The sequence below is a fragment of the Gemmatimonadota bacterium genome (assembly GCA_026705765.1).
Classification (GTDB): Bacteria; Latescibacterota; UBA2968; order UBA2968; family UBA2968; genus VXRD01.
Genome location: JAPPAB010000054.1, coordinates 31,310 through 57,584, shown reverse-complemented (window position 1 = coordinate 57,584; position 26,275 = coordinate 31,310). Strand labels below are relative to the sequence as shown.

At 51.6% G+C, this 26,275-nt stretch carries 27 protein-coding genes and 2 riboswitches; of the genes, 1 reads left to right on the top strand and 26 read right to left on the bottom strand.

Features of this window, described 5'->3' with window-relative positions:
* Nucleotides 1-9: 9 nt before the first annotated feature.
* From thiD to thiO, 5 genes are read right to left on the bottom strand one after another with little or no spacing between them, the layout of a single operon-like run.
* A complete protein-coding gene (gene thiD, locus OXH16_06680) occupies nucleotides 10-804 on the bottom strand; it encodes a bifunctional hydroxymethylpyrimidine kinase/phosphomethylpyrimidine kinase (GenBank protein MCY3681063.1) in 795 nt (264 codons plus the stop codon).
* A complete protein-coding gene (locus OXH16_06675; GenBank protein ID MCY3681062.1) occupies nucleotides 801-1,415 on the bottom strand; it encodes a thiamine phosphate synthase in 615 nt (204 codons plus the stop codon). The genes thiD and OXH16_06675 overlap by 4 nt, the downstream gene beginning before the upstream one ends.
* A complete protein-coding gene (locus tag OXH16_06670; GenBank protein MCY3681061.1) occupies nucleotides 1,412-2,188 on the bottom strand; it encodes a thiazole synthase in 777 nt (258 codons plus the stop codon). The genes OXH16_06675 and OXH16_06670 overlap by 4 nt, the downstream gene beginning before the upstream one ends.
* A 22-nt stretch (nucleotides 2,189-2,210) precedes the next feature.
* A complete protein-coding gene (gene thiS / locus OXH16_06665) occupies nucleotides 2,211-2,417 on the bottom strand; it encodes a sulfur carrier protein ThiS (GenBank protein ID MCY3681060.1) in 207 nt (68 codons plus the stop codon).
* A gap of 4 nt (nucleotides 2,418-2,421) precedes the next feature.
* The gene (gene thiO, locus OXH16_06660; protein ID MCY3681059.1) at nucleotides 2,422-3,555 is read right to left on the bottom strand and encodes a glycine oxidase ThiO; all 1,134 of its coding nucleotides are present in this window, start codon (nucleotides 3,553-3,555) and stop codon (nucleotides 2,422-2,424) included.
* A 54-nt stretch (nucleotides 3,556-3,609) separates the two neighbouring features.
* A riboswitch (TPP riboswitch) is annotated at nucleotides 3,610-3,705 on the bottom strand.
* Nucleotides 3,706-3,801: 96 nt separating this feature from the next.
* A riboswitch (TPP riboswitch) is annotated at nucleotides 3,802-3,891 on the top strand.
* Nucleotides 3,892-3,951: 60 nt separating this feature from the next.
* Here thiO and thiC point away from each other — a divergent pair.
* A complete protein-coding gene (gene thiC, locus OXH16_06655; protein MCY3681058.1) occupies nucleotides 3,952-5,634 on the top strand; it encodes a phosphomethylpyrimidine synthase ThiC in 1,683 nt (560 codons plus the stop codon).
* A gap of 79 nt (nucleotides 5,635-5,713) precedes the next feature.
* On the opposite strand, the gene mltF is transcribed toward thiC, so the two are convergent.
* The 21 genes from mltF to OXH16_06550 form a co-directional block, all read right to left on the bottom strand.
* Nucleotides 5,714-7,810, bottom strand: coding sequence for a membrane-bound lytic murein transglycosylase MltF (gene mltF / locus OXH16_06650; protein ID MCY3681057.1), 2,097 nt, complete (start codon nucleotides 7,808-7,810; stop codon nucleotides 5,714-5,716).
* Between the two features lie 178 nt (nucleotides 7,811-7,988).
* Nucleotides 7,989-8,354, bottom strand: a complete 366-nt coding sequence (locus OXH16_06645; protein MCY3681056.1) for an STAS domain-containing protein — start codon at nucleotides 8,352-8,354, stop codon at nucleotides 7,989-7,991.
* A 61-nt stretch (nucleotides 8,355-8,415) separates the two neighbouring features.
* Complete coding sequence (locus tag OXH16_06640) at nucleotides 8,416-8,766, bottom strand: STAS domain-containing protein (protein MCY3681055.1); 351 nt, start codon at nucleotides 8,764-8,766, stop codon at nucleotides 8,416-8,418.
* A gap of 186 nt (nucleotides 8,767-8,952) precedes the next feature.
* A complete protein-coding gene (locus OXH16_06635) occupies nucleotides 8,953-9,441 on the bottom strand; it encodes a CinA family protein (protein ID MCY3681054.1) in 489 nt (162 codons plus the stop codon).
* Nucleotides 9,442-9,444: 3 nt separating this feature from the next.
* Nucleotides 9,445-10,443: a Gfo/Idh/MocA family oxidoreductase gene (locus tag OXH16_06630; protein ID MCY3681053.1), complete on the bottom strand. Its 999-nt coding sequence runs from the start codon at nucleotides 10,441-10,443 to the stop codon at nucleotides 9,445-9,447.
* Nucleotides 10,430-13,141 carry a valine--tRNA ligase gene (locus OXH16_06625; GenBank protein ID MCY3681052.1) on the bottom strand — a complete coding sequence of 904 codons (2,712 nt, stop codon included), beginning with the start codon at nucleotides 13,139-13,141 and terminating at the stop codon, nucleotides 10,430-10,432. The genes OXH16_06630 and OXH16_06625 overlap by 14 nt, the downstream gene beginning before the upstream one ends.
* Nucleotides 13,142-13,163: 22 nt before the next feature.
* Nucleotides 13,164-14,702: an AI-2E family transporter gene (locus OXH16_06620; protein MCY3681051.1), complete on the bottom strand. Its 1,539-nt coding sequence runs from the start codon at nucleotides 14,700-14,702 to the stop codon at nucleotides 13,164-13,166.
* Nucleotides 14,699-15,229 carry a cyclic nucleotide-binding domain-containing protein gene (locus tag OXH16_06615; protein MCY3681050.1) on the bottom strand — a complete coding sequence of 177 codons (531 nt, stop codon included), beginning with the start codon at nucleotides 15,227-15,229 and terminating at the stop codon, nucleotides 14,699-14,701. The genes OXH16_06620 and OXH16_06615 overlap by 4 nt, the downstream gene beginning before the upstream one ends.
* Complete coding sequence (recO, locus tag OXH16_06610; GenBank protein ID MCY3681049.1) at nucleotides 15,229-16,023, bottom strand: DNA repair protein RecO; 795 nt, start codon at nucleotides 16,021-16,023, stop codon at nucleotides 15,229-15,231. Before recO ends, OXH16_06615 begins: the two co-directional genes overlap by 1 nt.
* Nucleotides 16,020-16,388 carry a septum formation initiator family protein gene (locus OXH16_06605; protein MCY3681048.1) on the bottom strand — a complete coding sequence of 123 codons (369 nt, stop codon included), beginning with the start codon at nucleotides 16,386-16,388 and terminating at the stop codon, nucleotides 16,020-16,022. The genes recO and OXH16_06605 overlap by 4 nt, the downstream gene beginning before the upstream one ends.
* 32 nt (nucleotides 16,389-16,420) lie before the next feature.
* Entirely contained in the window at nucleotides 16,421-17,575 is a 1,155-nt protein-coding gene (gene proB / locus OXH16_06600; GenBank protein ID MCY3681047.1) for a glutamate 5-kinase, read from the bottom strand.
* Nucleotides 17,572-18,369: an imidazole glycerol phosphate synthase subunit HisF gene (hisF, locus tag OXH16_06595; protein MCY3681046.1), complete on the bottom strand. Its 798-nt coding sequence runs from the start codon at nucleotides 18,367-18,369 to the stop codon at nucleotides 17,572-17,574. Before hisF ends, proB begins: the two co-directional genes overlap by 4 nt.
* 1 nt (nucleotide 18,370) lies before the next feature.
* A complete protein-coding gene (gene hisH / locus OXH16_06590; GenBank protein MCY3681045.1) occupies nucleotides 18,371-18,973 on the bottom strand; it encodes an imidazole glycerol phosphate synthase subunit HisH in 603 nt (200 codons plus the stop codon).
* A 1-nt stretch (nucleotide 18,974) separates the two neighbouring features.
* Entirely contained in the window at nucleotides 18,975-19,781 is an 807-nt protein-coding gene (gene proC, locus OXH16_06585) for a pyrroline-5-carboxylate reductase (GenBank protein ID MCY3681044.1), read from the bottom strand.
* A 26-nt stretch (nucleotides 19,782-19,807) separates the two neighbouring features.
* Complete coding sequence (locus tag OXH16_06580; GenBank protein MCY3681043.1) at nucleotides 19,808-20,728, bottom strand: branched-chain amino acid transaminase; 921 nt, start codon at nucleotides 20,726-20,728, stop codon at nucleotides 19,808-19,810.
* A 21-nt stretch (nucleotides 20,729-20,749) separates the two neighbouring features.
* The gene (rsmA, locus tag OXH16_06575) at nucleotides 20,750-21,526 is read right to left on the bottom strand and encodes a 16S rRNA (adenine(1518)-N(6)/adenine(1519)-N(6))-dimethyltransferase RsmA (protein ID MCY3681042.1); all 777 of its coding nucleotides are present in this window, start codon (nucleotides 21,524-21,526) and stop codon (nucleotides 20,750-20,752) included.
* Complete coding sequence (locus OXH16_06570; GenBank protein ID MCY3681041.1) at nucleotides 21,523-22,290, bottom strand: TatD family hydrolase; 768 nt, start codon at nucleotides 22,288-22,290, stop codon at nucleotides 21,523-21,525. Before OXH16_06570 ends, rsmA begins: the two co-directional genes overlap by 4 nt.
* A 35-nt stretch (nucleotides 22,291-22,325) precedes the next feature.
* On the bottom strand, nucleotides 22,326-22,562 hold the full coding sequence (locus OXH16_06565; GenBank protein MCY3681040.1) for a hypothetical protein: 237 nt from the start codon (nucleotides 22,560-22,562) through the stop codon (nucleotides 22,326-22,328).
* Entirely contained in the window at nucleotides 22,555-23,091 is a 537-nt protein-coding gene (locus tag OXH16_06560; GenBank protein MCY3681039.1) for a GNAT family N-acetyltransferase, read from the bottom strand. The genes OXH16_06565 and OXH16_06560 overlap by 8 nt, the downstream gene beginning before the upstream one ends.
* A 58-nt stretch (nucleotides 23,092-23,149) precedes the next feature.
* Entirely contained in the window at nucleotides 23,150-25,036 is a 1,887-nt protein-coding gene (metG, locus tag OXH16_06555; GenBank protein MCY3681038.1) for a methionine--tRNA ligase, read from the bottom strand.
* Between the two features lie 14 nt (nucleotides 25,037-25,050).
* Complete coding sequence (locus tag OXH16_06550; protein MCY3681037.1) at nucleotides 25,051-26,085, bottom strand: hypothetical protein; 1,035 nt, start codon at nucleotides 26,083-26,085, stop codon at nucleotides 25,051-25,053.
* Nucleotides 26,086-26,275: the final 190 nt, after the last annotated feature.

Genomic DNA, 26,275 nt, shown 5'->3' with positions numbered 1-26,275 from the left:
CGCCCGTACTCAGCGTTCAGTACAGTCTAAAAAATAAAAATGATTTGTAGGACCACTACCTTTGCCAATATCCAGACCATGCCGGATAGCTTCTGTAACATAATTTTTTGCTCTATCTATCGCGTCGCACAACCCGTATCCCAACGCAAAATTAGCCGCTATCGCCGATGCCAGTGTACAACCCGTCCCATGTGTATTTCCGGTATCAATGCGTTCACGCTCAAAAATCGTTTCACACGCCCCATCCCACAACACATCCACCGCAGCACCCTCCAAATGCCCCCCCTTTACCAGCACGGCACACGCACCCAAATCGGCAATTTTACGCGCTGCAAAACCGGCATCCTCTCGCGTTTTTATTTTTTTATCAGTCAACAATTCCGCTTCATGGCAATTCGGCGTCGCCAATGTAGCCAGCGGCAACAAACGGTCCGTAACGCATTGTATGGCATCATCCTTGAGCAACGGAAACCCACTCGTCGAAATCATCACCGGATCGACCACGAGCGGTTGCCCATTGCGAGTTGCCAACTCATCGGCCACAACCTCTACAATCGCACGCAAAGACAACATCCCCGTCTTCACCGCAGCAATCTCAAAATCGTCAAACACGGCACTTATCTGAGCGCGGACAATCTCTTCGGACAAATCACAAGCCGCACGCACCTCTCGCGTATTTTGAGCCGTAACCGATGTAATCGCAGACAGACCAAACACGCCATGGGCGTGAAATGTCTTCAAATCCGCCTGAATGCCTGCGCCACCACCGGAATCCGAACCTGCAATTGTCAGCGCTTGTTTCATTCCCATGCCTTCAAAAATTCGCATACCGCCCTGGCCGGATCTCTCGCTGCCAAAATACCCGACATCACCGCAACGCCCGCACATCCCGTCGTGCGACATTTGGCCGCACGAGAAGGTGTAATTCCACCCAGCGCGTAAACGGGTAAGCGAGAATACATCACCGCATTTGCCAACCCCGCCAACCCAGCTACCACACCATCATACCCGGGTTTGGACCCCGGTGTAAAAATGGGGCTATAAGTCACAAAATCTGCCCCATCAGCGCAATCTAATTCTGCATGGGTATGCGTGGAATAGCCGATTAAAAATGACGGCCCGACCCGATCTCGGACCGCCCTCGGCAATGCACTACCTGGCAAATGCACACCTTGCGCGCCGATCTTCACGGCAATATCTGCTACTGAATTAATCAACAACATCGCATCATAACGCGCTGTCAACGACAACACCCGCTCAGCCAGAGCCTCTAATGCATCTCTATCCAGTGCTTTTTCCCGCAACTGCACCAGCCGCACCCCGGCATCCAGCGCACGCGCGAGCACATCCAGCATTGGTCGATCACCGCACGTTGCCCGGTCAGCAATCAGATAGAGGGGTGGCAATAAATTCAAATTTCCACCCGTCCTTCCATCGCTGTCGAAGCCGTCGCGTACAGCTTTCTGGGAATCCGCCCGGCTTCAAAAGCCAACCGCCCGGCTTCAACGCCCTTCTTCATTGCCATCGCCATCTTCACCGGATGCCGAGCACCTGCCACTGCTGTATTCAACAACACGCCATCGCAACCCAATTCCATCGCCAAAGCAGCGTCCGATGCGGTCCCCACCCCCGCATCGACAATCACCGGCACATTGACCGAATTCAGAATAATCTGAATATTGTACGGATTGCGAATCCCCATTCCCGAACCAATGGGCGCACCCAAAGGCATCACTGCGGCACACCCCAAATCTTCCAACTTCTTACAGGTAATCGGATCATCATTGCAATAGGGCAACACAGTAAACCCGTCATTCACCAGAGTCTCGGTAGCCTGGAGCAACCCCACCACATCCGGAAACAAAGTGCGCTCATCGCCAATCACCTCTAACTTAATCAGATCGGTTTTCAGCGCTTCTCGGGCCAATCGCGCAGTAAGCACCGCGTCTTGAGCTGTAAAACACCCGGCTGTATTTGGCAAAATAGTGTATCGCGATCGATCGATCAAATTGAGAACACCCTCGCCAGATTCGTCATTCACATTGAGCCGCCGAATGCCCACCGTTACAATCTCTGCGCCACTGGCTTCAACGGACTTCAGCATCACCTGCATATTGGGATAACGCGCAGTGCCTATCAACAGCCGTGAACGATATGTTACGCCTGCTATTTTAAAATCGCCAGTCATAATATCCTCACAGTTATTCCCACTATCCCCCCTGAACCGCATGAATAATATCCACCCTGTCGCCATTGCACAACCGCGTATCTGCCCACATCGCCCGCGCGATAACCTCCGCATTTACAGCCACGGCAATACCCTTTTGTTCGGCGTTAAAATTCATCTCAATCAGCAAATCAAGCAGCGTTGACGCCTCATCCACTGATTGCTCTTGGCCATTTACTGTAAGTTGCATCGGTTTATCCAAATCGGTCAATTCCAAAAGGCCTGATAAGTGCCAGGGTACGCCGCTCCAAAATCAATTCGGCAATAGATAGCGCAGTCAACGGTGCCAGCAAAATACCTTTCCGATAATGACCAGTTGCCATAATTAAACCCTCAATAGGCGTCTTGCCCAAAATAGGTGCGTCATCCCGGCTACCTGGACGCAATCCCGCCGCAGACTCGACCAGAGGCAAATCGTAAACCCCCGGCACCACCTCCCACGCGGCGCGCAACAGCTCAAACATCCCTCCCGCGGTCACATCTTCATCAAATCCCATCTCTTCTGACGTAGCCCCCAAAACGAGATGCCCATTGTCCTTGGGCACGAGATACGCCACCGTAGAAGTCGCCACCCGCGAATACCAGACCATTGTATTGAGCGCGAAGTCCTCCGTCATAGATAGGCGCATAATCTGCCCGCGCACGGGTCGCACCGGAGGCCTGGCACAATCGGGCAAACCCGGTATCAGACGCGACCAGCATCCCGAAGCCAACACCACGGTATCGCCCTCAAAAATTTCTTCGCCAACCCGCACCCCGCGCACCCGCGTCCCATCTATCAAAAGCGCATCTACTCCCATCTCTTCAAAAACCTCGCCACCTGCAGCCACAAGTCCCTTCTTCAACGCCGCCACCAGACGCCGATTATCCACTTGATGATCGCCCGGACACCACACAGCAGCGCTCACCTGAGCCGACAAATGAGGCTCTCGTTCCCGGGCCTCATCACCCGAGAGATAGGTAACAGACAACGCCAGATCGCGCTGATAGCGATACCGAAATTTTAAGTACTCCAGATCGTCTTGCGTAATGCCCACCAGCAGCACCCCATCGCGGCGATAGCCCACACAACACCCGGTGTCAGCCTCCAATTCACCGACAAATTCGGGATAAACCGCCAGCCCCTTCAAACCGAGATGCAACAGGTCTTCCTCTTCGAATTGCACCTCTGACAGCGGCGACAACATACCCGCCGAAGCCCAGCTCGCGGAATATCCAACGCGATCCCGATCAAACAGAGCCACCGCACACCCCGCACGCGCCAACCGCCAGCCAATCGCCAGCCCAATCACTCCACCCCCCACAATGAGCACGCGCTTTTGCATCATCGCCACCTCAACCTAAAAAAACCACCCTCCGCGCAGAGTCGAAAGGTGGTTTCACCATCCGTTTAACAAACTCCCTACGCCGGCACGATCCGGATCAGGTACAAAGGGTATAATCTCAGCTCGCAGCAGCAAGCACCCCTGTCTTCTTTCAGTTTTGCAAAGATACCATTTTCACATCCCCAGGTCAAGACGTTCTCCATAACACTTGACAGACGCCAATATATTCCTTACGTTTTCAAAACAACGCTGACCGTACAGGGGTGCCGAAAGGCTGAGAACACACCCTACGAACCTGATCTGGGTAATGCCAGCGAAGGGAACACGGCGCATTATGGAGATACAAACCGCCGATGCCTTCGCACACATCGTCGGTTATTTTTTTTTAAGGAGAAGGCAATGAGCAACCAGAATGGCAACAACGCTACAAAAGTCTATCTCGAAGGCAAACACGGAATTCGCGTTCCTGCCCGCAAAATATCTCTGACAAATGGTGAAGATCCCGTTTACGTCTATGACACCAGCGGACCACAAGGTGGGGATGTGCGAAATGGTCTGCCCCCTTTGCGCGAACCGTGGATACGGGCGCGGGGCGATGTCGAGGATGTCACACCAACCTATGCCCCGCAGCCAGAGGCACCAGAAATCCCGGAAAATCTTCGCCGCAAAACCGTTCTTCGCGGCACAGGCAACGTCACGCAGATGCACTATGCCAAACGCGGTGAAATCACGCCCGAAATGGAATTCATCGCCATCAGGGAAAATGTCGATCCCGAATTTGTGCGCTCAGAAGTTGCGCGAGGCCGCGCCATCATCCCGGCAAATATCAACCACCCCGAAAGCGAACCCATGATCATTGGGCGCAATTTCCTCGTCAAAGTCAATTCCAATATTGGCAACTCGGTGGTCACTTCCTCTATAGAAGAAGAAGTCGAAAAGATGCAGTGGTCCACCCAATGGGGTGCCGACACGGTGATGGACCTATCTACGGGCAAAGACATCCACGAAACCCGCGAGTGGATCATCCGCAACTCTCCCGTACCCATCGGAACAGTGCCGATTTATCAGGCTCTGGAAAAAGTGGGCGGCGTTGCCGAAGACCTCACCTTTGACATCTTTATGGACACCCTCATCGAACAGGCCGAACAAGGCGTCGATTACTTCACCGTGCATGCCGGCGTACTGCTCCGCTATGTGCCCCTCACCGCCAAACGGGTCACAGGCATCGTATCTCGCGGCGGCTCCATCATGGCCAAATGGTGTCTCGCCCATCACCAGGAAAGTTTTCTCTACACCCGTTTCCGCGACATATGCGAAGTAATGAAACAATACGATATTTCATTCTCTCTCGGCGACGGGTTGCGCCCAGGATCCATTGCCGATGCCAATGATGAAGCGCAGTTTGCCGAATTGCAAACCCAGGGTGAACTCACCAAAATCGCCTGGGAATACGATGTTCAAGTCATGAACGAAGGCCCCGGGCACATCCCGATGCACCTCATCAAAGAAAATGTCGATAAACAAATGGAGTGGTGTCACGAAGCCCCCTTCTATACCCTGGGGCCTCTCACCACAGATATTGCGCCGGGCTATGATCACATCACCTCCGCCATTGGCGCGGCAATGATCGGATGGTATGGCACGGCTATGCTCTGCTACGTCACCCCAAAAGAACACCTCGGCTTGCCGAACAAGCAAGATGTAAAAGACGGCCTGATCGCGTACAAAATAGCCGCTCACGCCGCCGACCTCGCCAAAGGACACAAAGGCGCGCAAGACTGGGACGACGCCCTGTCAAAAGCGCGCTTTGAGTTCCGGTGGGAAGATCAATTCAATCTCTCGCTCGATCCCGATACAGCCCGCTCTTATCACGACGAAACACTACCTGCCCAGGGCGCCAAAATCGCACACTTCTGCAGCATGTGCGGCCCCAATTTCTGCAGCATGAAAATCACGCAAGACGTGCGCGCCTATGCCGAAGAAAAAGGCATAGAATCAGCCGAAGCCCTCGAAATCGGCATGGCTGAAAAAGCGCGAGAGTTCAAAGAAAAAGGATCTGAGATTTATCAGACCGCGGATTGATGCAGAAAGATAAAACCGAAAATAAAAACAGGTATTGCTCTATTTTTGAGCAATACCTGTTTTTAAAAGGGATGGAGACTCAGCGGCGATCTTCTACAATAGGCGGAGGTCCGCCGAGGCCTGAGCTAAGCGGCTGTGTCACCTTCGCAGGTATTGTCGTATTCAGTATTTCGACATAAGCATCGTAGAAATTCTGAATATTTTCGACATAGTGTACGGGTTGACCGCCACGACAAAAACCGTATCGCGCCCGCTCGTAGTAGGCCGGTTGGGACAGCAAGCGCATCGCCTTTTCCACATTGCCGAACCAGCGGTTGGGATCCCATCTCATTTCTCGCGCCAGACGGCGGGCGTCGAGCACATGGCCGTATCCCGCATTATAAGAAGCCAGCGCAAAGCGAATCCGCTCTTCCATAGGCAAATTGTGATCAAACCGGTTGATAAGCTGACGCATATACTTGACCCCTGCGTGAATGCTCTCCTGGGGGTCGTGAAGATCGGTAAATCCCAACTGCTCTCCCGTGCTCGGCATCACCTGCATCAGCCCCTGCGCACCGACCCAACTGACAGCCCCTGGATCAAATCTAGATTCCTGGTACATCTGTGCGGTAATCAACCGCCAGTCCTGCCCGTATTGAGAGGCGTATTTTTTTGTCAGATCATCATAAGGCGACAACTGCCCGCTCAAACCGACCCGCATTGAATCTTTGGCTCTGGCAACAGCGCGCGTGCTCTTAAAATACCTCTTTTTCATCATATTAAAAAACAAGCCGCCTTTTTCTTGTTTTATGTATTCGTTCAATGCCGTCAGCAACTCTGAATTATCCTTGCGAACCGCCCAACCCAGTGCTGCGGGCTTTATACTCAAAGCAGCTTTGAGGCGGCGGCCATACGCGCGTTCTATATCGAGCAAATGGGAATCGCACATCGTGAGATCATAAATACCCTCTTCAACTCCAGCCAAAATATCTTCGGTTTCTACATCGTCGGGCACTATTGCAATCTCGAGACCTTTGACGGAATCCCGCAATGCCATCAGCGTCGTATAAAACGAAGAACTGGCGCGCACATGTATCGTCCGTCCAGCCAGATCCTGGAGGCTGGCAATCGAATCGTCATCCGCGTGCACCACCACCAGTTCACTCACCTCATTATAGGGTAGCGTAAATGCCGCCTGCTCTTGCCGTTCCTCAGTAATAGTCATCGCCGACGCCACGACGTCGCCCTTGCCTCCATTCAAATACGGCAACAGCTCGGCGTGACTATTCGGAATAACAATTTCGAGACGCAGATCGTGCCGCGAGGCAAATCGCTTTATAAGCTCGTATTCGAACCCTATCTGCTGCCCCCGGTAAATAAAATAAGTCATCGCATTATTGCGCGTAATCATCCGCAACCGGCGGCGTTCTTTAAGGCCAGGTAGATCATCGGTAAATGTCTGCTGGCGCTGGCGCGTAAATTGATGCGCCAGCAAATACTCATCCACCACGACCTTGAGCTTTGTATCATTGGGGCGCATCATCAGGGCGAGTGGACGCGCTTCGGCCACAACGAGTGGCGCAACGAGATTATCGTGATAATTGGCGATGGCATGCCATAAATGCGCGTCGCATAAAGTCGCTTTGTATTCGCCCTGAGCAATGCCTTTGACCAGATCTTCGGTACCGAGCGTATCTGACACAGTGTGGATGCGTAAAGAAGGCACTTCCTTTTGAACATCGATCAAGGTCTGATAATACGAACTGGACTGCCGCACGCTAATCTCCATACCGGCGAGATCAGCTACTGTCTCGGGCAGACTATCTGCCCGCGCTGTAATCAAATATTCATCGACGTATAAATACGGAACTGAAAACGCGGCTATCTTTTCTCGATCCGGTGTAATCGTCAAGCTGGAGGCGATAATATCGCCCTCGCCCTCGAGAAGTTTTTCCAACATCTGGACATAATTATCGGCCTTTACAAGCTCCAACTTCAGCTTGAGTGCATCCGCCAGACTATGGGCGATATCGTAATCCAGGGTCACCGGCTCCGCCTGTCGGGGCATATAAGTAATCGGTTCTTCACTGACGATAACTCGCAATACGCCCCGATCCTGCAATTGCGGAAGATCGCCGGTGTATTTGGGTGGCACGGGTTGTTTTTCGCTGCACTGTACAAAAGCACATAAGAACATCAGTGCTGGGGGGATCATACGATGCAACATACGATGTGTCTCCTTTCAATATAGAGCCTCATCGCCGGGCCGATGGAGCTAAATACTTTGCGGTATTTTCTTCTAAAAGAAGAAGGGATTGCGATAATGACCGCACCCCTTTTTTATGAACGAAATATAGATGATAGTTTGGGGCGATTTATACTTCCCGTCTCCCCGGCGGGTCGGATACAAAGCTTTCGATAGCCGCGTCAACGGATTCCAGCGTGCGAAAATGTGACGACAATTTTCCGACCATCATCAAACTCTCCATCCGATTTGCAATGCCAGCCAACCTGAGATCACCTCCGGCATTTCTCAACATCTCCAGGCTGACCGCCAATACTCCCAACATCGTACTGCCAAACCATTTCACTCTGGAAAAATCGACCACGACATTTGTAATGCCATCGGCCATGACCTCTTCGACATAGTGCTGAAAAGGAACGACTGTAGGACCACTCATCAGGGTACCCGATACACTCAGAACCGCGACCTGGTCGCGAATGTCAACTTTGACTCTCATCGATTTGGCGAACAACTCTTCAAAAATTGGACGTTGCTCAGTCCACAATTTACAAAAATCTCTACACATCCTGATCGGCAAAACTTTCCACAGCCCGATCTACTGTATCCAGAGTCGTAAAAATATTTGCCAACTGCGTAACCATCAAAATACTTTCAATCTTTCTGGTAACGCCCGTCAATCTCAAATCGCCGCCTTCACCCCGCAACGTCGTCAAACTCGCCGTTAGCACACCCAGCATGGCACTGCCAAACCATCTCACCCTGGAAAAATCAACCACTACCTTTTTTACACCCTCACTTGCAAGTTTTTTAATATGATCTTGAAAAGGGGCAACCTCGGGGCCGCTCATCAATTCACCCGACAGGGTCAAGATAGCGACATCGCCGCGGATCTTTTCCGAAATTTTCATACAAACCTCCAGGACCAGAACTCACCGAACATCGCGCAGGGCACTGAAAATACGGCTGAACGAAAAAAAAATCAAGCTTATCAGGTGATATTATGCAGCGACTCTATATCTTGTGATTTATTTGAAATGAGATATACAAGATATGGTGGCAAAATAAAGTTTTTTCAATAAATTGCGTGACATCCGTTATCGGTTATCAATTGTTTTTTTCGCCTCAATCACCATTTTCAAGGCAGCATCTGCTATCGCATTGCGAATCGCATCGCGGTCTCCATCAAACTGAAAGACCTCACAAACCACACCTTCTGCACCGGCAACTGCGATATACGCCGTACCGATAGGCTTGGGCGACCGCCCGCGAATGGGACCGGCGATCCCGGTCTCGGCCAGGCCCAAATCTGCACCACTCACATTTCGCACGCCTTTGGCCATTGCGCACGCGGCTTCCACACTCACAGCCCCATAAGTATCCATTACCTTTTCATCTATCTTCAGCATCTCGCATTTAGACAACGCGCTATACGCAATAACCCCGCGCTCATAATAAGCCGAACTGCCCGGAACCGAAACAATGCGAGCGCTGATCAGTCCCCCTGTCGTGGTTTCTGCAACTGCAATATTCCAGCCCCATTCTCGAAGCAATATTCCGAGTTTTTCTTCCAATTGTTCAGACATGTTTCACCGCTGATCAATAACCACCGGAGAACCCGATCTTGAAGACGCATAAGCTGCGCAAAAGATCTCAACAGACTTTCGCCCCTCTTCTCCCGACACAACAGGATCCGTGCCTTTGGTGATAGCAGAAACCATATCCTCTGCAATATCGGCAGGCGCATCGGGCACTTCAAAACGGCTCAAATCTACCAATTCCTCATCCTTTGTCATCACTTCTACACCGCCGCGCTGATCCCACCGTACAGTACCTTCCGTGCCGCTGATCTCCACTTGTGTCCCCAAATTTGGATAACTCGATGTCGTGGTCGTAATCAGCCCCCACGCGCCGCTTTGAAATGTCAGCTGTGCAATCGTAATATCTTCCGTTTCAATATCGTGTGTCATGGTTGCACTGCGCCCATAAACTTCCTTTACCGGACCGAGCAACCAGCTGATGAGATCGACAAAATGCACACCCTGATTGGCTATCGAGCCACCCTCTGTCTCTTTGCGGCTACGCCACCCCACGGGAAAGCCGCCATTGTAATAGCTCTGCTCGCGCCACCACTTCATCTTCACATCACCCAAAAAAATCTGTCCAATGATCCCCTGATCAATGGCGGCCTTCAATTGCTGATTTGCCTTAGAATAGCGATTCCCAAAATCCACTGCCAGAACCTTTCCCGCATCTTTTGCCGCCTGAATCGCCGCATCGCACTTTTCTACGAGAATATCCATCGGCTTGGTGACAAACGCATGTTTGCCTGCTTCTATCGCTTCAATAGCGTAATCGCAATGCGTGCCACTGGACGTATAGATACCGATCGCATCGATATCATCGCGCGCAAACATCGCCTTGTAATCCGTCGTCCAGTCGCATCCATACATTTCGGCCTGCTCCACGGCCTTGTCTTCCTGTAAATCACACACGCAAACCAGCGCACTGTCCTCTGCTGCTACCACCTGTTTTGCTGCTCCGCGGCCACGCCCCAATCCCATAATACCGAATCTAACGCTCGACATTTGAATCTCCCTCTGAAAGCACTGCCAGATTTTCCCGCAACTTCGACAGTGTATCCCGATACTCGCGCTCGCGCTCGCGCTCTTTTGCCACGACCTCTGCGGGGGCATTGTTCAAAAAACCCGCATTGCTCAACTTCTTCTCCAACCCGCCCAGCGCCTTTTCCAATCCCCCAATCTCCTTTTCCAATCTCTGGCGTTCTACAGTGAGATCAATCACACCGGCCAGAGGCACAAAAATTTCCACATCGCCAACCACAGCACTCGCAGACGCTGCCGGGCGTTCCAAAGCCGCGCCGAGGGTCAAATTTTCAATGCGTCCCAACGCCTTCATATAGCCCTGAACAGAAGTTAAAATCGCGCGCGCCTCCTCTGAACCCGTCTTACACACCACATCCACGCGCTTGCCCGGCGGAATACGCATTGTACCTCGAATATGGCGCACAGCACCCACCACATCCCGCATCAAAGCCATTTCTCGCTCCGCCGCTTTATCAAATTGCGTCTTGTCGCATTTGGGCCAGGGCGCGGCAATAAGTGCTTCGCCTTCGCGTGGAAATGTTTGCCACAACGCCTCAGAAATAAAAGGCGCAACGGGATGCAACAGGCGCAGCGTGCCTTCAAACACGACACACAAAATCGACTGCGCGGTTTGACGGGCGCTTTGATCATCGCCATACAGGCGCACTTTCGCCATCTCCACATACCAATCGCAATACGCACTCCACACAAAATCGTACAGCGCGCGCGCCGCTTCGTCAAAGCGATACGCCTCCAAAGCCTCTGTAACCTGCAACACCGTGCGATTGTACAAACTCAAAATCCACCGATCAGAAAGGTCCGTGACCCGCTCGGGGACCGTCCTCAACGCCACATCGCGTATGTCGCGATCGTCCAGATTCATTTGTACAAACCGCGCGGCATTCCAGATCTTGTTGCAAAAATTGCGGCACATTTCTGCAATAGGCGAATCTTGTAACTTATTATCCTTCACATCGGCATCAAACCGAATATCCTGCGAACTGCCGCATTGATACAAAAGCGACAGGCGCGTGGCATCTGCGCCATAGCGGTCAATCAATTCGCGCGGATCAACCCCCGTACCCAATGACTTGCTCATGCGCTTGCCATCGCGCGTTTGCACCGTGGGATGAACCAGCACCGTCCGAAACGGAATCTCGCCCACAAATTCGACAGCCGTCATAATCATCCGAATCACCCACAGATATAAAATATCCCGTCCCGTAATCATCAAATCCGTCGGATGAAACAGCTTCAAATCCTCCGTATCTTCGGGCCATCCCAGCGTTGCAAAAGGCCACAGCGCCGAGGAAAACCACGTATCGAGCACATCGGGATCTTGCATCAACTGCTGGCTGCCACACGCTGTACACACTTCGGGAGGTTCTGCATTCACAATCACCTCACTGCAATTTTCACACGTCCACACCGGAATGCGGTGTCCCCACCACAGTTGCCTCGAAATACACCAGTCGCGGATATTCTCCAACCATTCAATCGAATATTCCCGAAACCGATCCGGCACATAATCGATCTTTTTTTCGCGCATAAGAGGCAAAATCAAATCGGCCAAATCGCGCATCGCCACAAACCACTGCTCCATAGGCATCGGTTCAATCACCGTGCCACAGCGGTCGTGATGGGGTACCGCGTGGGTATAATCCTCAATTTTCTCCATCAACCCCAGCTCGTCGAGTGCCTCGACCACTGCCTTACGACACGCATACCGGTCCTGCCCGACATAAGCACCCGCAGCTTCTGTCATCTCGCCATTCAGACCAATAACCGCGATTTCGGGCAAATCGTGACGCTGCCCTATCTCGTAATCATTGGGATCGTGTCCCGGCGTCACCTTCACTGCACCGCTCCCCATTTCCGGATCGGCATAATCATCTGCCACAATGGGAATAGAGCGATCCATAAGCGGCAGCATCACCATTTTACCCACGGCATCGCGCCATCGCGCATCAGATGGATGTACCGCCACCCCGGTATCGCCCAGCATGGTTTCCGGACGCGTTGTCGCCACAACCACATCGGGCGCGTCATCTATCCCTTTGTACCGAATATGCCACAGGTGGCTATCGACCTCTCTTTCTTCCACCTCGAGATCGGAAATCACAGTGCCGCACTGCGGGCACCAATTCACCATGCGTTTGCCCCGATAAATCCAGCCCTTCTCGTAAAAACGCACAAACGTCTCCAACACCGCCCGCACGTACTCCTCATCCATTGTAAATCGCTCGCGCGACCAGTCATAACTACAGCCCAACTCGCGCAATTGTCGCAAAATTGTGCTGCCGTATTTTTCCCGCCAGGCCCATATCCGTTTTAATAAGTCTCTGCGCCCAATTTCTCGGCGCGTCTTTTTTTCGTTCTCCCATATCTCTTGCTCCACCTTCATCTGCGTGCCAATACCCGCGTGATCTGTACCGGGCAAACACAGCGTGCGAAATCCCCGCATTCGTTTGTATCGAATCACCGCGTCGTGAATCGCGTGCTGTAGCGCGTGACCCATGTGCAACTCCCCCGTCACATTGGGCGGTGGAATCGTCACCGTATAGGCGGGACCTGTCGCGCGAAACTCCGGGCGAAAATATCCCTTCCTGTGCCAAAAATCATACCACGTCTTTTCAATATCTTTTGGATCGTATGCACGCTCCAAAGCTCTATTCTTCATCGTCTCCATTACTCCTTCTCTCCTAAACCGAATAACTTCGCCACCCCTCATAGATCGTCCGCACAGATACTTTAATCACCGCTGTTGTGGGCACGGCCAATAACATGCCAACTGCGCCAAACAACTCGCTGCCAACGAACACCGCAAAAATGACGAGCAGAGGATGCAAATTAACACTGCGCCCAACCACCATAGGAGCGACAAAAACATTATCTACGAGCTGAACGATCGCAAACACTATAATCACTGGAATAACCACACCAAAACTCAGCGCAGAATATTGCAATACAGCGGCAACAACACCGGCTATAATCCCAATCGCAGGTCCCATATAGGGAATTACATTGGCCAAACCAGCGAGAAGACCAATCACCAAAAAATGTTCCAGACCGATGATATAAAGTCCGGTACTTGACAGAAGCGAAACAATTATTACAGATAACACCATACCGCGCATATAGCTCCCCAATTGCCTGTCAATGCGATGCAACAGATTTAATATCAGTTCGAGATATCGATTTGGCACCTGCTCGATAATCGCACGCTTGATCGTTCTGCCCTCTGCTAAAAAAAAGAATAAAGCAAAAGGCACAATGATGAACAAGGCAAGTCCCGATAGCAATTGCCCGACCAATCCGGGAGTTTCCTTAAGCAAAATTGTCACGACGTTTTGCAGGTACTGATTCGCGGCCTGTATCCAATCGCGGCCCTTGAGCATTGGCAAAATTTCTTCCTCCCAATCGCGGCCCTTAAGCATTGGCAAAATTTCTTCGAGATAGATCTGAGCTGATTTCAGCCATGGCAGGAATGAAGTTTCATAAACTGACTTGAGTGCTATCAAAGAACTGGGCTTGTATTTGCCAAACGCATATTTTGTCGCCGAGATTAAAATTTTAGATGTGCCAAATTGAACCGAAGCCATTGTATCCGAAACCGATGACACATCCTCCATATTCCCCCTAAGCGTCAACACAATAGAATCTTCCCGACTGCCAGACGAACCGTACAACCTCAAAGACGCCTGGCGCAGTTCATCCGCTTGTGGAGAAAATACCACGCGCAGTGTATCTCTCCCACCGACCACTTTTGGGTTGTCCTGTGGGACAGCAGATTCCGCGTCTCCCCCACCGGGTGCCAATTCCAGGGGCAAGCCATCGACCTTAAAATCTTCGAGCTCGCTCTCAAACCGATCAATCTTCACCACATCATCGCCCATATTTTCTACCACACAGTACCATGTGCCCTGCTCACCAATAATGCTCTTGACCATATCCTCCGTACCGCGCACAATCATAGGCGCGACCACAATAAGCGGAATGACCACAATTGCAAAAACAGCCAGCAAGACGACAACCACGGCGATAAGACGATTTAAGCGGTACGATTCGAGAAAATCAACCACGGGCATGAGAAAATACGACAGCACAAACGCAATAAAAAAAGGGACCAGCGTACTTCGAATAGTATATAACAGCCAGACCGCCACAACGATGAGGCCCAAAAAAATCACAATACGCAAAATCTGAGCCGTGCCCAGACCGCCAGATGAGGGTTCATTCATGACGCGTCTTCTCCGTCTTCTTTTTGTTTTGTCGCCAGCTCATCTCGGGCAACCTGCAAACTGTGATTGGTTTGTCGCAATCGCTCCGCGACAATCCGCGAAAGTTGAATGGCAATTTTTGCCCCCAAATGCGGTCGTTGTCCCGCCAACTGGTGCAGTGCATCTCGCGGGAAAAGTGCCAGTCTGGTATCTTTTGTCGCCACGGCTGCTGCTGTTCTCGGCACATCTTCCAAAAGTGCTATTTCACCAAAAAAGGAACCGGATTCAGATTGGGCAAGTAGCATGTTCTCACCGTCTTCACCATCCTTCTGAATCACCTCTACACACCCTCTTAACACTACGTAAACGCCGTCTCCTGGGGCACCCTGTTTAAAAATAATATCGCCTGTTGAATACTTGCGAATCTCTATAAGTTGCACCACCGCCTGCAACTCTCGGCGATTCAGTTCCCGAAACAGTGGAATAGCGCGCAATTCGGGAAATAGCGGCTTTTCGCGCTCCAACCATCGCTGTAGAAATCGATTCATCACAAATCCTGTATCCCTGCGCGATAGGGCATTGCGGGTTCTGCTGCCCTTAAGCGTTCAAAAAAATCCAGTGCCTTTGGGCGATAGCGCGATTCGATGTGTTGATCAAAAAAAGCGCGCAATATTCGCGTCACCTCTGCGCGGTTTACACCCCGCAAGAGGGAAAGATCAATGCGATCGGGACGTCCCACCTGTAGATGTGCCATAAAATTTATCGTCTCGAACTGCACGCGCATGCCCTCCCCTGCGTGATTGCCACACAGTGTACCGCCCAGACCGGGGCTAAATCCCAGACGGTGCCCCTGGAGCCGAGCACCGCATTTAACACACCCGCTCATATGGGGGCGATATCCCACCGCACCCGCAGCGCGAATCTGGAAATACCACACCGGTACATCCAGCGCTATTTCAGCGATACTCCCCACCCATTGCATCGCTTCAAGTGCAATACTAAACAAAAGTGGGTTGCGATCTTCATCCTCTGTCACATAATCCAGAAATTCGCATATCGCGCTTCCAGCTGCCATCCGACCATAGTGTTGTTTTACCGATTCAAAAGCGTGTGCAATATCGCCTTCGCTCAATATTTGCAACTCTCGATTATCTTGCCGATAAAAAACATAATGCCCCCATGTCATGGGTTCAAGACTTGCGCCAAATTTGCTTTTGGGGCGTCGCGCTCCTTTGGCTACCAGACGCAACTTGCCGTAATCGCGAGAAAACAGCACCACAACCTTGCTGCTTTCACTCATGCGAAAACCGCGCAACACCAACCCATCTGTATGGCAAATCACGGCGACTCCAATACTGTTGGGGGATTGGGATAGACCATATAAATCGATTCATTGGGATACACCATGCCATAGCGCTCTCGAGCAATGCGCTCAATTTCATCCAAATTGTTTTCCAGCAATTTCGCCTCGCGTTCCAGCATCGCATTCTGCTGGCGAATAGTTTCAATTTCCCGTTCTAATGCGGCAATTTGCTGCTTGCGCATTATGAGTTGAAAAATCCCACTATCTCCTGCAAAAAACAAATAAAGCGAAAGCACCACGGGCGCAAATATCAAAAATCTATTCAGGCGTCGCCTTGCACTTCCCGGTATCATCGGGCTGTTTTCCGGCAACACCGTACTTTGTCCCCGATAAAATGAGCGCATAACACAATCTCCAACGTCAGTTGTCGGTTGTCCTACTTCCGATTTAACACCACCATATCATCCCGATGGATAACTACCGCCCCATTGTTGATCCCGAGAATTTCTGCAACTTCTGGCGTTTTTTTCCCGCGAATACGTCGCACATCATCGGCGTCAAATCGGGTTAAACCGCGCGCGATCTCAACGCGTTGTTCTGATTCAACGCCAATGAGCTCACCAACTTCAAAATCGCCAATAACGCGAATAATACCCGAAGGCAACAAACTTTTGCCTCCATCGCTCAAAGCTACTACTGCACCATCATCTACAACCACACCCCCTCGCTTTCGGGAATGCGCCAACCACAAATCTCTACTGTTCAAACTGCGATTATCCGCTACAAATAACGTACCACAATCTGCCCCATCCAAAATTTCGCGCAAACCGCTTGTACATCCATTTGCAATCACTGCCATCTGCCCACCTTGCATCACGGCCTCCGCCGCCCTGAGCTTTGTGCGCATTCCCCCGCGTCCCAGCGCACTCCCCGAAGACCCCACAGTTGCGTAGAGTTCTTCGGGCATCCCGTACACAGACCGAACCAGTTGCGCGTTTGGGTCTTTTGCGGGATCACTTAAAAACAACCCATCGACATCGGTCAGCAACATCAGCAGGTCCGCATCCACCAGATGCGACACCATTGCGGACAGGCGGTCATTTTCGCCCACAGACAATTGCAATTCTTCCACCGCCACACTGTCGTTCTCATTGACAACCGGCACAACACCATACCGAAATAATTGATCTAATGTATTGCGTGCATTCACATACCGCGTGCGATTGTCCAGATCATCTGATGTCAACAGCACCTGCCCCACCAGAACGCCGTGTGCCTCAAATGCCCGTTTGTACGCATCCATCACCAATCCCTGCCCCACCGCGGCCGTAGCTTGCAAATCGGCCAAACGTCTCGGCCGCTCCGCCACCCCCAATCGCCCCATACCGGCGCCAACGGCTCCGGATGTCACAATTGCCACCTGTAAACCGCGATCTCTCAAATCCGCCACATCGGCGGCCAGGCGGTCGATCACCGCGAGATTCAGTGTGTTGCCATGTGCCGTCACCACCCGCGTGCCCAATTTTACCACCATCCGACGCACATTGGCAAACAAAGCTCTGCGATTTATCCGTCTATTCAGCCCATTCATGTCAAATCAATTTCGATTTTGGGACGCACTGGCACCCCGCGTTCTGCGAGATAGGTTTTGACTTCCGCAATACTGTATTGACTGTAGTGAAAAATCGACGCCGCCAATGCCGCACTCGCCTTGCCTTCGGACAACACTTCGTACATATCCTCTGGCCCGCCAGCGCCACCAGATGCTACAATCGGTACATCCACGCGCTCGGCAACCATGCTGTTCAACTCAATATCGTATCCATCTTTTGTACCGTCTGCATCAATGCTGTTCAAAACCAGTTCCCCCGCACCCCGGTCCACCAGTTCCTCAGCCCATTCGAGGGCATCTCGCCCAGTATATGTGCGCCCGCCATTGATAACCACTTCCCACTGCACATCCTCTATTTGATCGAGATTCGGCTGTCGAATTGCGTCAATTGACCCCACAATTGCCTGCGATCCAAAACTTTCAGCCCCCCGCGTAATAATTTCAGGCGTGTGTATGGCAGCCGAATTGATCGATGCTTTTTCCGCGCCCCCTTCGATAATTGTGCGAATGTCCTGATACGTGCGAACGCCTCCGCCAACCGTAAAGGGAATAAACACCTCTTCGGACACGCGCCGCACGAGTTTGCCGACAATATCGCGCTTCTCCGCCGACGCCGTAATATCGTAAAAAACCAGTTCATCGGCACCTTCTGCATCATAGCGTTTCGCGAGTTCAATAGGGTCGCCGGCATCCTTATCGGCTGAAAATTTGACCCCGCGCACATTGCGACCGTTTTTCACATCCAAACACGGAATAATTCGCCTGGCCAGCATCCTATACCTTCTCCGCAAAATTCTTTAAAATTTTTAAGCCAGCATCCTGACTTTTCTCAGGGTGAAACTGCACGCCAAAAGCCCGACCACTTCCGGCAATTGACGCATAATCAATCCCATAATCCGTCACCCCCACCACATCTTCATCGCGCTCAGACGCCACAAAAAAAGAATGAACAAAATAAAAATAAGACCTATCGGGCACGCCATCTAAAAGTGCTGTCTCGCGCTGAATTCGCACCTCATTCCACCCAATTTGCGGAACGCGCTGCCCTTCGGGAAAACGCTTCACTTTCCCCGGCAAAATGCCCAATCCCCTGTGCTGCCCCATTTCTTCACTCTCGGCAAACATCAATTGCAACCCCAGACAAATACCCAAAAAAGGTCGGCCTTCTGAAATAGCTCTTACAATGGGCGCAATCAATCCCGCTGTTTTCAGATTGTTCATCGCATCGCCAAATGCTCCAACACCGGGAAGCACAACGCGCTCGGCGGCATCAATATCCTCAGGTCTATCGACAATCACAGCCCCTGCCCCAACGTGTTCAAACGCCTTTTGAACACTTCGCAAATTCCCCATCCCATAATCCACAACCGCAATCATATCATTCCCCCAAAGCACTCGATCGCTCTGTAGCAGCCAAAACAGCATCCATCAAAGCCGCGCGCAAACCGCCCTGTTCCAGCGCGTGCAAACCCGCAATAGTCGTTCCGCCCGCCGACGTCACCTGATCTTTCAAAATTGCCGGATGTTCGCCGCTCTCGGCAACCATACGCGCAGCCCCAAGCACAGTCTGAGTCGCCAGAGTCAACGCCATATCTTTTGACAAACCAGACCGCACCCCGCCATCTGCCAGCGCATCAATTACCGCGTACACATATGCAGGCCCACTGCCCGCGAGTCCAGTCACCGCATCCATCTGTGATTCTGAAACAACGACCGCTGCACCAACCGCGCTGAACAGAGACAGTGCCAGACTCAGATGATCCTCACCCACATGTGCGCCAGCACACACTCCCGAACCTGCAGCACCGACCTGCGCCAGCACATTGGGCATCACGCGAATAACGGGCAGCGCACCCAATTCCGCTTCCAATGCCGCAATACGCACACCCGCCATAAAGGAAATAATCACCTGATCACCGTGCAACAAATCCCGAAAGCCCACAACGGTCTGCTTCCAGAACTGGGGCTTCACGCCCAACACCACAATATCCTGATGGCCCACCACTTCGCGCGCATCTGCCGCAACCTGGACACCCAACTCGCGCCTTCTCTGATCCAATACCTCAGCAACCAGATCCACCGCCGTGATATTTTCAGGCGCGATCTCTCCCGACCGAATCCAACCGGCCATCAGCGCGCCCCCCATATTGCCTGCACCAATAACAGCGATTTTTTTATTTTTCATAGCAATTAGCAGTTAAAGGACCTTCTTTAAACATACGTCAACCAGCCGCGCTCATCTTCCGCACGACCTTCCACAACGGCAAAAAAGGCATCCTGTAGTTTCTTCGTGATTTCGCCCCGAGAACCACAGCCAATACTGATATGATCAATAGCCGTGATCGGCGTGATCTCTGCCGCACTACCCGTAAAAAATACCTCATCAGCAATGTACAGGGACTCTCTTGGAATCGGCCGCGTCGTCACCGTATGTCCCAAATCTCGGGCAAGTGTAATAACCGAATGTCGCGTAATACCGGGTAAAATAGACGACTCGGTAGAAGGCGTGTAAATCTGTCCATTCTTCGCCATAAAAATATTCTCGCCGCTGCCTTCGCTCACATAACCCTGTGTATCCAGGGCAATACCCTCGGCATATCCATCGGCCATCGCCTCCATCTTGATGAGTTGTGCGTTCATGTAATTTGCCGCCACCTTGGCCAGCGAAGGCATGGTATTGGGCGCCAGGCGATTCCACGACGCAAACCGAACCGACACGCCTTTCTCCAGAGCCTCTGGGCCCAGGTACTTGCCCCATTCCCACACCGCGACCACCACCTCAACCGGGCATGGCATTGGATTGACCGCCAATTCGCCAAAACCCCGAAAAACCACGGGCCTGACATAACACGCCTGCAAGTTATTAATGCGAATCGTCTCCAAAATGGCCGTTTCCAGTTCATCTTGTGTATAGGGAATTTCCATGCGATAAATTTTGGCCGAATCGTAAAGCCTTTTCACATGATCTCTCAGCCTGAAACAGGCCGGCCCCCTTTCGGTATGATAACACCGTATCCCCTCAAAAACACTCGAACCGTAATGCACCACATGGGACAGCACGTGAATTTGGGCATCGTCCCAACCCACAAAATTCCCATTAAACCAGATCTTGTCTGACTTTGGAATGGGCATAAGAAATCCCTTTCTAAAAAACTATCGCACAGCCAATGCGCGGCAAATCCGTTCAAATCCATCGATCGATATGGTTTCGGGACGCGCGCGACCATCGATATTCGCTTCCATCAAAATCTCATCATCTACCACACCAGATAATGCATTGCGCACCATCTTCCTCCGCTGCTGAAATGCGGCGCGCACCACGCCAAACAAACGCCTTTCATCTGCAATATCATAAGCAGAATTTGCTTCAAAATCCAGCATCAACACAGAAGAATGCACTTTGGGGCGCGGATAAAAATGCGCAGGAGACAGATCAAACAACCGTTTTGCAACACACCGCACCTGTGTAACAACCGACAACACGCCATATATTTTACTACCCGGCTGTGCGATCATGCGTTGTCCCACCTCGCGCTGCACCGTAATCACAGCGCGTTTCCAAGCCCTTCGAGCATCCGTAATTTGCCTGATGAGCGCGCCCGTAATATGATAGGGCAAATTGCCCACCAGAATCGCTTTTTCTCGTTTTTCATTTTCAACAAGCGCGGGCAAATTGACCTGCCGCACATCATCTGATACAATTTTTAACCGCGAACCAAATCGATCGGAAAGCAGATCACACAACGCCTCATCAATCTCAATAGCGACCACCTGTTCTGCCCGCCCAACCAAAAGGCCCGTCAACGCGCCTCGCCCGGGACCAATTTCTACGACCAGATCCTCTTTCTCAATCTGTGCAGCCTCTACGATTCGCTCGATAGATGCGCCATCTGTGAGAAAATGCTGGCCCAGCCGCGTCTTCGTTTTCACGATATCAACCCAAACAAAGTCTGAGCATTTTGCGTCGTCTGCCGACACACATCTCCAGTCTCCCCCCATCCAGCATCGGCCAGGCACTCGGCCACATAGCGCACATAAGCCGGCTCATTGCGCTTGCCGCGCTTTGGCGCTGGTGCCAGAAACGGACAATCTGTTTCCAAAAGCAACCGCTCAGCGGGCACATCCAATGCGACCTTCAGCGCACCCGAATTTTTGAAAGTAACAATACCACCAAAACCCAGATAAAAATTGAGATCAACCGCACGACGAGCTTCTGCGACATCCCCGCCAAAACAATGCATCACACCACCCACCTCCGATCCACCTCCCTCCTCCAACACATCTAACACCCGCGTCTCGGCACCCCGACTGTGAATAATCAGCGGCAGGCCCATCTCTCTCGCCAGGCGAATATGCGCCCGAAACGCCCGTTCCTGAACCTCGCGCGGCGCGTAATCGCGATAAAAATCCAGCCCCGTCTCGCCAACTGCAACAACCCTGTGATGCTTCAAAAGCGCAGGCAACTTTTTCAAAGCCGCTTCATCCGCCTTTGCAGAATCCGACGGATGAAACCCCGCCGAAGCATATACATCATCCCTTACCTCAGCAAGGGCAATAGCCGCGCGACTCGTATCCAAATTTGTCCCCACATTCACAATCTGCCCCACCCCCGCGGCACGCGCCCGGGCGAGCAAATCGTCCAGATCCTTTCTGAACTGTGGAAACATCAAATGCGCGTGTGAATCGACAAGCATGTAGAAATCCTAAAAACCGAAACCGTCGGCTATATTCAGGTTAATGCGGCATAATCATACACAGGTGTTTCAATAGTGCGAACGGGTTTACATCGTTCCCAAACCGCCTGTTGCAAACATTCGACAGTCTCTGGAGAAAAGAACCTTTCCCCCGTCTCAACATTAACCCGAGCAGGAACATCTTCAATAATAACAAACCGCCCATTGACTTCAATGCTATATGTAACACTCATCTCAACCAATGTTTCACGCTCCACTCCATGATCAGACATTCTGTTTTCTCCATGCCTGCCGGGTCAGTTGAAACCGCCGTGCGGGTTCGTTCTCGAACTTGGAACTGTTATAGATAAACCCATCCATCTCCTGAAACCCATTCTTCTCCAGAACACGAGCAGACGCCGGATTGCGCTTCAGGCAAGCCGAATGGACGATCTCCATGTCGAGTTCACAGAACGCGTAGTGTAGCGCGAGAGCAACAGCTCTGGTTGTGATTCCCCTGCCCCAGTGCGATGATGCGATTGCGTAATCACACCGGACGCTGCGTTTTTCGTAATCAACTGCTCCGAGTCCCACCACGCCAATCATATCGCCATCTGCAACAATAGCGAAAGAGAAACCCTCTCGATTTCTGTGTGCTCTAATGCTTCTTCTGACGAATATTTCCCCACCATTTTCCGGATATGGTTGAGGTATGTTAGTCGTAAGAGCAACGCGTTCATCAGAGGCATAGCGCTGTACGGCTGCTGCATCGCTGTACCGCAAGGGGCGAATTTTAACCTCTATGTGCTTCCCGCGTTTCATGTCTTGTATCTTTGTGTCTTCGTGTCTTTGTGTGAGGTTATATTACATCTCACCACCCTCAATTAACCTCAGCCCCATCACTAATCTCATTATCCGGCGTCACGAGTGTGAGGCCCTGATCATCGGAAGCCGCCAGCAGCATACCCTGGGATTCGACACCGCGAATAGTCGCTGGCTCCAGATTGGCAACCACAACAATCTGCTGCCCCACGAGTGCCTCCGGCTCGTAAAACTCGGCAATCCCGGCGACGATCTGGCGTTGCTCATCGCCCAAACTGATCTGCAACTGCAACAGGCGATCTGCCCCCTTCACGCGCTCGGCTGCGTCAATTTTTGCCACGCGCAACTTGAGCTTCTGAAATTCTAAAAAAGAAATCAAATCTTCTTCTGTTTTTTCCTCTGCCACATTGACCTCCTCAATACGCGGAAACACCGGATCGCCAGGCGCAACCTTCAAATTGGCATCCAGCCCCCCCCATGTTTTTAAATCATCCAAATGAACATCTTCTGGCGATCCCTTTGCACCGAGTTGTCGCCAAATCTCACACGCCTTTGAGGGAATCACCGGAAACAGCAACACGGCCAATTGCCGCATCGTTTCCAGCAGCGCGTAAATCGTCACCTCAAGCTCATCCCTCTTGCTCGCATCCTTCACCAAATGCCACGGCGCCTGCACCTCGACAAACCGATTGGCCTCCCGCACCAACCGCCAAACCGCATCCAGCACCGCATTGGGATTCATCGCATCAATCGCTTTGCCCACCGCATCGAGCGTCTCCTGCGTCTGCGCTTTCAAAGCATCAAGCGCCGCGTGATTGCCATCAACAGCAGGCACAACCCCATCCAAATATCGCGCAGCCATCACCACCGAGCGATTCAGCAAATTGCCCAACTCATTGGCTAACTCGGTATTATAGCGCTGAACAAAAGCCTCCTCGCTAAAATCGCTATCTTGCCCCAGCGTCATATCGCGCACCAGAAAATACCGAAACGCATCCACCCCGTATTTATCAGACAGATCCAGAGGTCGAATCGCATTGCCCAGCGACTTCCCCATCTTTGTCTCATCCACGAGCCAAAAACCATGCCCCATAATCGTTTTGGGCAATGGCACACCTATCGCCTTGAGCATCGTGGGCCAATACACGCAATGCGTGGTCAAAATATCCTTGCCAATCAAATGACAAGACGCCTGCCACCAGTGCTCAAAACGCGCATCATCGGCGATATAACCCGGTGCCGTGATATAATTGATCAGCGCATCGAACCACACATAACAGACATAATCTTCATCAAAAGGAAGCGGAATCCCCCATTCCAAACGCTCTTTAGGGCGAGAAATACACAGATCGCCCAGCGGCTGGCGCAAAAATCCGAGGATCTCGTTGCGCCGCTTTTCCGGCCGAATAAAATTGGGATGTGTCTCAATATACTCAATGAGCCAGTCCTGATATTTACTCATTCTAAAAAAGTAATTCTTCTCCGAAATTTTCACCGTAGGCCGACCGCAATCCGGACAATTCCCATCAACCAGATCCTTCTCCGTCCAGAACCGCTCGTCCGGAATACAATACCAGCCCTCGTAATTATCGGAATAAATCTCGCCCGCATCGTAAATGCGTTGCAAAATCTCGGAGACAACGCGCTTGTGCCGCGCTTCGGTAGTGCGAATAAAATCATCGTTAGAAATATTTAAAACCTCCCACAACGCCTGAAATCGCACCACCATTTCATCTGCGTGTGCCTGCGGCGACAAATCGCGTTTTTTCGCCGCCTCATCCACTTTCTGCCCGTGCTCATCCGTACCCGTCAAAAACAACACATCATCGCCAGCCAGGCGGTGAAAACGCGACAGCACATCGGCCATAATCGTCGTGTACGCATGCCCGATATGGGGTTCATCATTGACGTAATAAATCGGTGTTGTAATATAAAATGTACTCATTTTTCTACACCCACTCAAAAGGACCTGATCTGTCGCCAGAGCGAAATCAAGCCCAGATTCATATTTACATTGCGTTGATTCATCTCTCGCAGAGACTCAATCTTTTTTACAATTGCGACGAGCTGGTCCAAATAAAAAACCTCTGCCAATCGCCCGACATTGTCCTCCTGCGCGACATTGGCAATATGGTCACCCCGACCACATTGCAGCAACAGCGCGTCCCTGAGCCAGATCTCTGCACCTGCCAAAATATCCAACGCCTCTTGTCGGTCGAGTTTTGCCAGTGCTTCAAACGTGCGCTCCTCCTGCTCCCATAACAAGGCTTCCAAAAACCTGAAAGATCGATCTTGCCTGTCTGTGACATGGCCATCGGTCATATCCAATGCCCTGCGAAAATCGCCACCACACGTGCGTGCAATAAAATCTGCCGTTGTTTCATCAACGCCCTTTGCCACCAACCCGGCACTGATGTCATGCGGCGAAAGCGCGGGAAATTTTACAAACTGACACCGCGACACAATAGTGGGCAACAACGCATCGCCATGGGAAGCAATCAAAATCATCAGCGACCGGACAGGCGGTTCCTCCAAAGTTTTCAACATAGCGTTGGCCGCCTCTGCGCGCATTTGATCCGCGTGCAAAATAAGAGTCGTGCGCCATCCCCCTGCAAAAGCACTGTGCGTAAACTGCCGCTGCATCTCCCGAACGCGATTAATAGCAATCGCTGCATTATCGTCTGGCAATGGATAGTGATACGGCGATTGCCATACCTGAAACAGTGCAGCTTGCCTATCTTCCTCTTTCACGCGAGAAGAAAAGGGAAAGAGCAGCGCACTATCCGGATGATTGAGATTTGTCACCTTGTGGCATGCGGCACAATGCCCACAGGCCACAGCACCATCTTCCCGACAATGCAACGCCTGCACAAAATCCAATGCCGCCGCCACTGCACCCGTACCAGAAGTGCCCAAAAACAACAGCGCGTGCGGGACCCGATCTCTTTCAATCAATTCGGTCAAAAACCGAACCGCGCGCCCCTGTCCAGTCACCCTTTCCAATATCACCTCTCATATAAAAAGCCGCTGGAACGGAACATTCCAACGGCTTTTTTTGAATGCAAACGACTAAAATGATCCGCTATCCATGCTCCGGCTCACAATGAGAATGTACAACACGTGTAGCCCGTACAATGACGGGCATCGGCATTTGCATTGTTGGCGCAAAAAACAACATGGAACG

What these genes read in the sequence shown, in the direction of transcription:
- thiD (MCY3681063.1), bottom strand. Translation starts at nt 804, where the DNA reads ATGAAACAAGCGCTGACAATTGCAGGTTCGGATTCCGGTGGTGGCGCA.
- OXH16_06670 (MCY3681061.1), bottom strand. Translation starts at nt 2,188, where the DNA reads ATGACTGGCGATTTTAAAATAGCAGGCGTAACATATCGTTCACGGCTG.
- thiS (MCY3681060.1), bottom strand. Translation starts at nt 2,417, where the DNA reads ATGCAACTTACAGTAAATGGCCAAGAGCAATCAGTGGATGAGGCGTCA.
- thiO (MCY3681059.1), bottom strand. Translation starts at nt 3,555, where the DNA reads ATGATGCAAAAGCGCGTGCTCATTGTGGGGGGTGGAGTGATTGGGCTG.
- thiC (MCY3681058.1), top strand. Translation starts at nt 3,952, where the DNA reads ATGAGCAACCAGAATGGCAACAACGCTACAAAAGTCTATCTCGAAGGC.
- mltF (MCY3681057.1), bottom strand. Translation starts at nt 7,810, where the DNA reads ATGTTCTTATGTGCTTTTGTACAGTGCAGCGAAAAACAACCCGTGCCA.
- OXH16_06645 (MCY3681056.1), bottom strand. Translation starts at nt 8,354, where the DNA reads ATGAGAGTCAAAGTTGACATTCGCGACCAGGTCGCGGTTCTGAGTGTA.
- OXH16_06640 (MCY3681055.1), bottom strand. Translation starts at nt 8,766, where the DNA reads ATGAAAATTTCGGAAAAGATCCGCGGCGATGTCGCTATCTTGACCCTG.
- OXH16_06635 (MCY3681054.1), bottom strand. Translation starts at nt 9,441, where the DNA reads ATGTCTGAACAATTGGAAGAAAAACTCGGAATATTGCTTCGAGAATGG.
- OXH16_06630 (MCY3681053.1), bottom strand. Translation starts at nt 10,443, where the DNA reads ATGTCGAGCGTTAGATTCGGTATTATGGGATTGGGGCGTGGCCGCGGA.
- OXH16_06625 (MCY3681052.1), bottom strand. Translation starts at nt 13,141, where the DNA reads ATGAAGAATAGAGCTTTGGAGCGTGCATACGATCCAAAAGATATTGAA.
- OXH16_06620 (MCY3681051.1), bottom strand. Translation starts at nt 14,702, where the DNA reads ATGAATGAACCCTCATCTGGCGGTCTGGGCACGGCTCAGATTTTGCGT.
- OXH16_06615 (MCY3681050.1), bottom strand. Translation starts at nt 15,229, where the DNA reads ATGAATCGATTTCTACAGCGATGGTTGGAGCGCGAAAAGCCGCTATTT.
- OXH16_06605 (MCY3681048.1), bottom strand. Translation starts at nt 16,388, where the DNA reads ATGCGCTCATTTTATCGGGGACAAAGTACGGTGTTGCCGGAAAACAGC.
- proB (MCY3681047.1), bottom strand. Translation starts at nt 17,575, where the DNA reads ATGAATGGGCTGAATAGACGGATAAATCGCAGAGCTTTGTTTGCCAAT.
- hisF (MCY3681046.1), bottom strand. Translation starts at nt 18,369, where the DNA reads ATGCTGGCCAGGCGAATTATTCCGTGTTTGGATGTGAAAAACGGTCGC.
- hisH (MCY3681045.1), bottom strand. Translation starts at nt 18,973, where the DNA reads ATGATTGCGGTTGTGGATTATGGGATGGGGAATTTGCGAAGTGTTCAA.
- proC (MCY3681044.1), bottom strand. Translation starts at nt 19,781, where the DNA reads ATGAAAAATAAAAAAATCGCTGTTATTGGTGCAGGCAATATGGGGGGC.
- OXH16_06580 (MCY3681043.1), bottom strand. Translation starts at nt 20,728, where the DNA reads ATGCCCATTCCAAAGTCAGACAAGATCTGGTTTAATGGGAATTTTGTG.
- OXH16_06570 (MCY3681041.1), bottom strand. Translation starts at nt 22,290, where the DNA reads ATGCTTGTCGATTCACACGCGCATTTGATGTTTCCACAGTTCAGAAAG.
- OXH16_06565 (MCY3681040.1), bottom strand. Translation starts at nt 22,562, where the DNA reads ATGTCTGATCATGGAGTGGAGCGTGAAACATTGGTTGAGATGAGTGTT.
- OXH16_06560 (MCY3681039.1), bottom strand. Translation starts at nt 23,091, where the DNA reads ATGAAACGCGGGAAGCACATAGAGGTTAAAATTCGCCCCTTGCGGTAC.
- metG (MCY3681038.1), bottom strand. Translation starts at nt 25,036, where the DNA reads ATGAGTACATTTTATATTACAACACCGATTTATTACGTCAATGATGAA.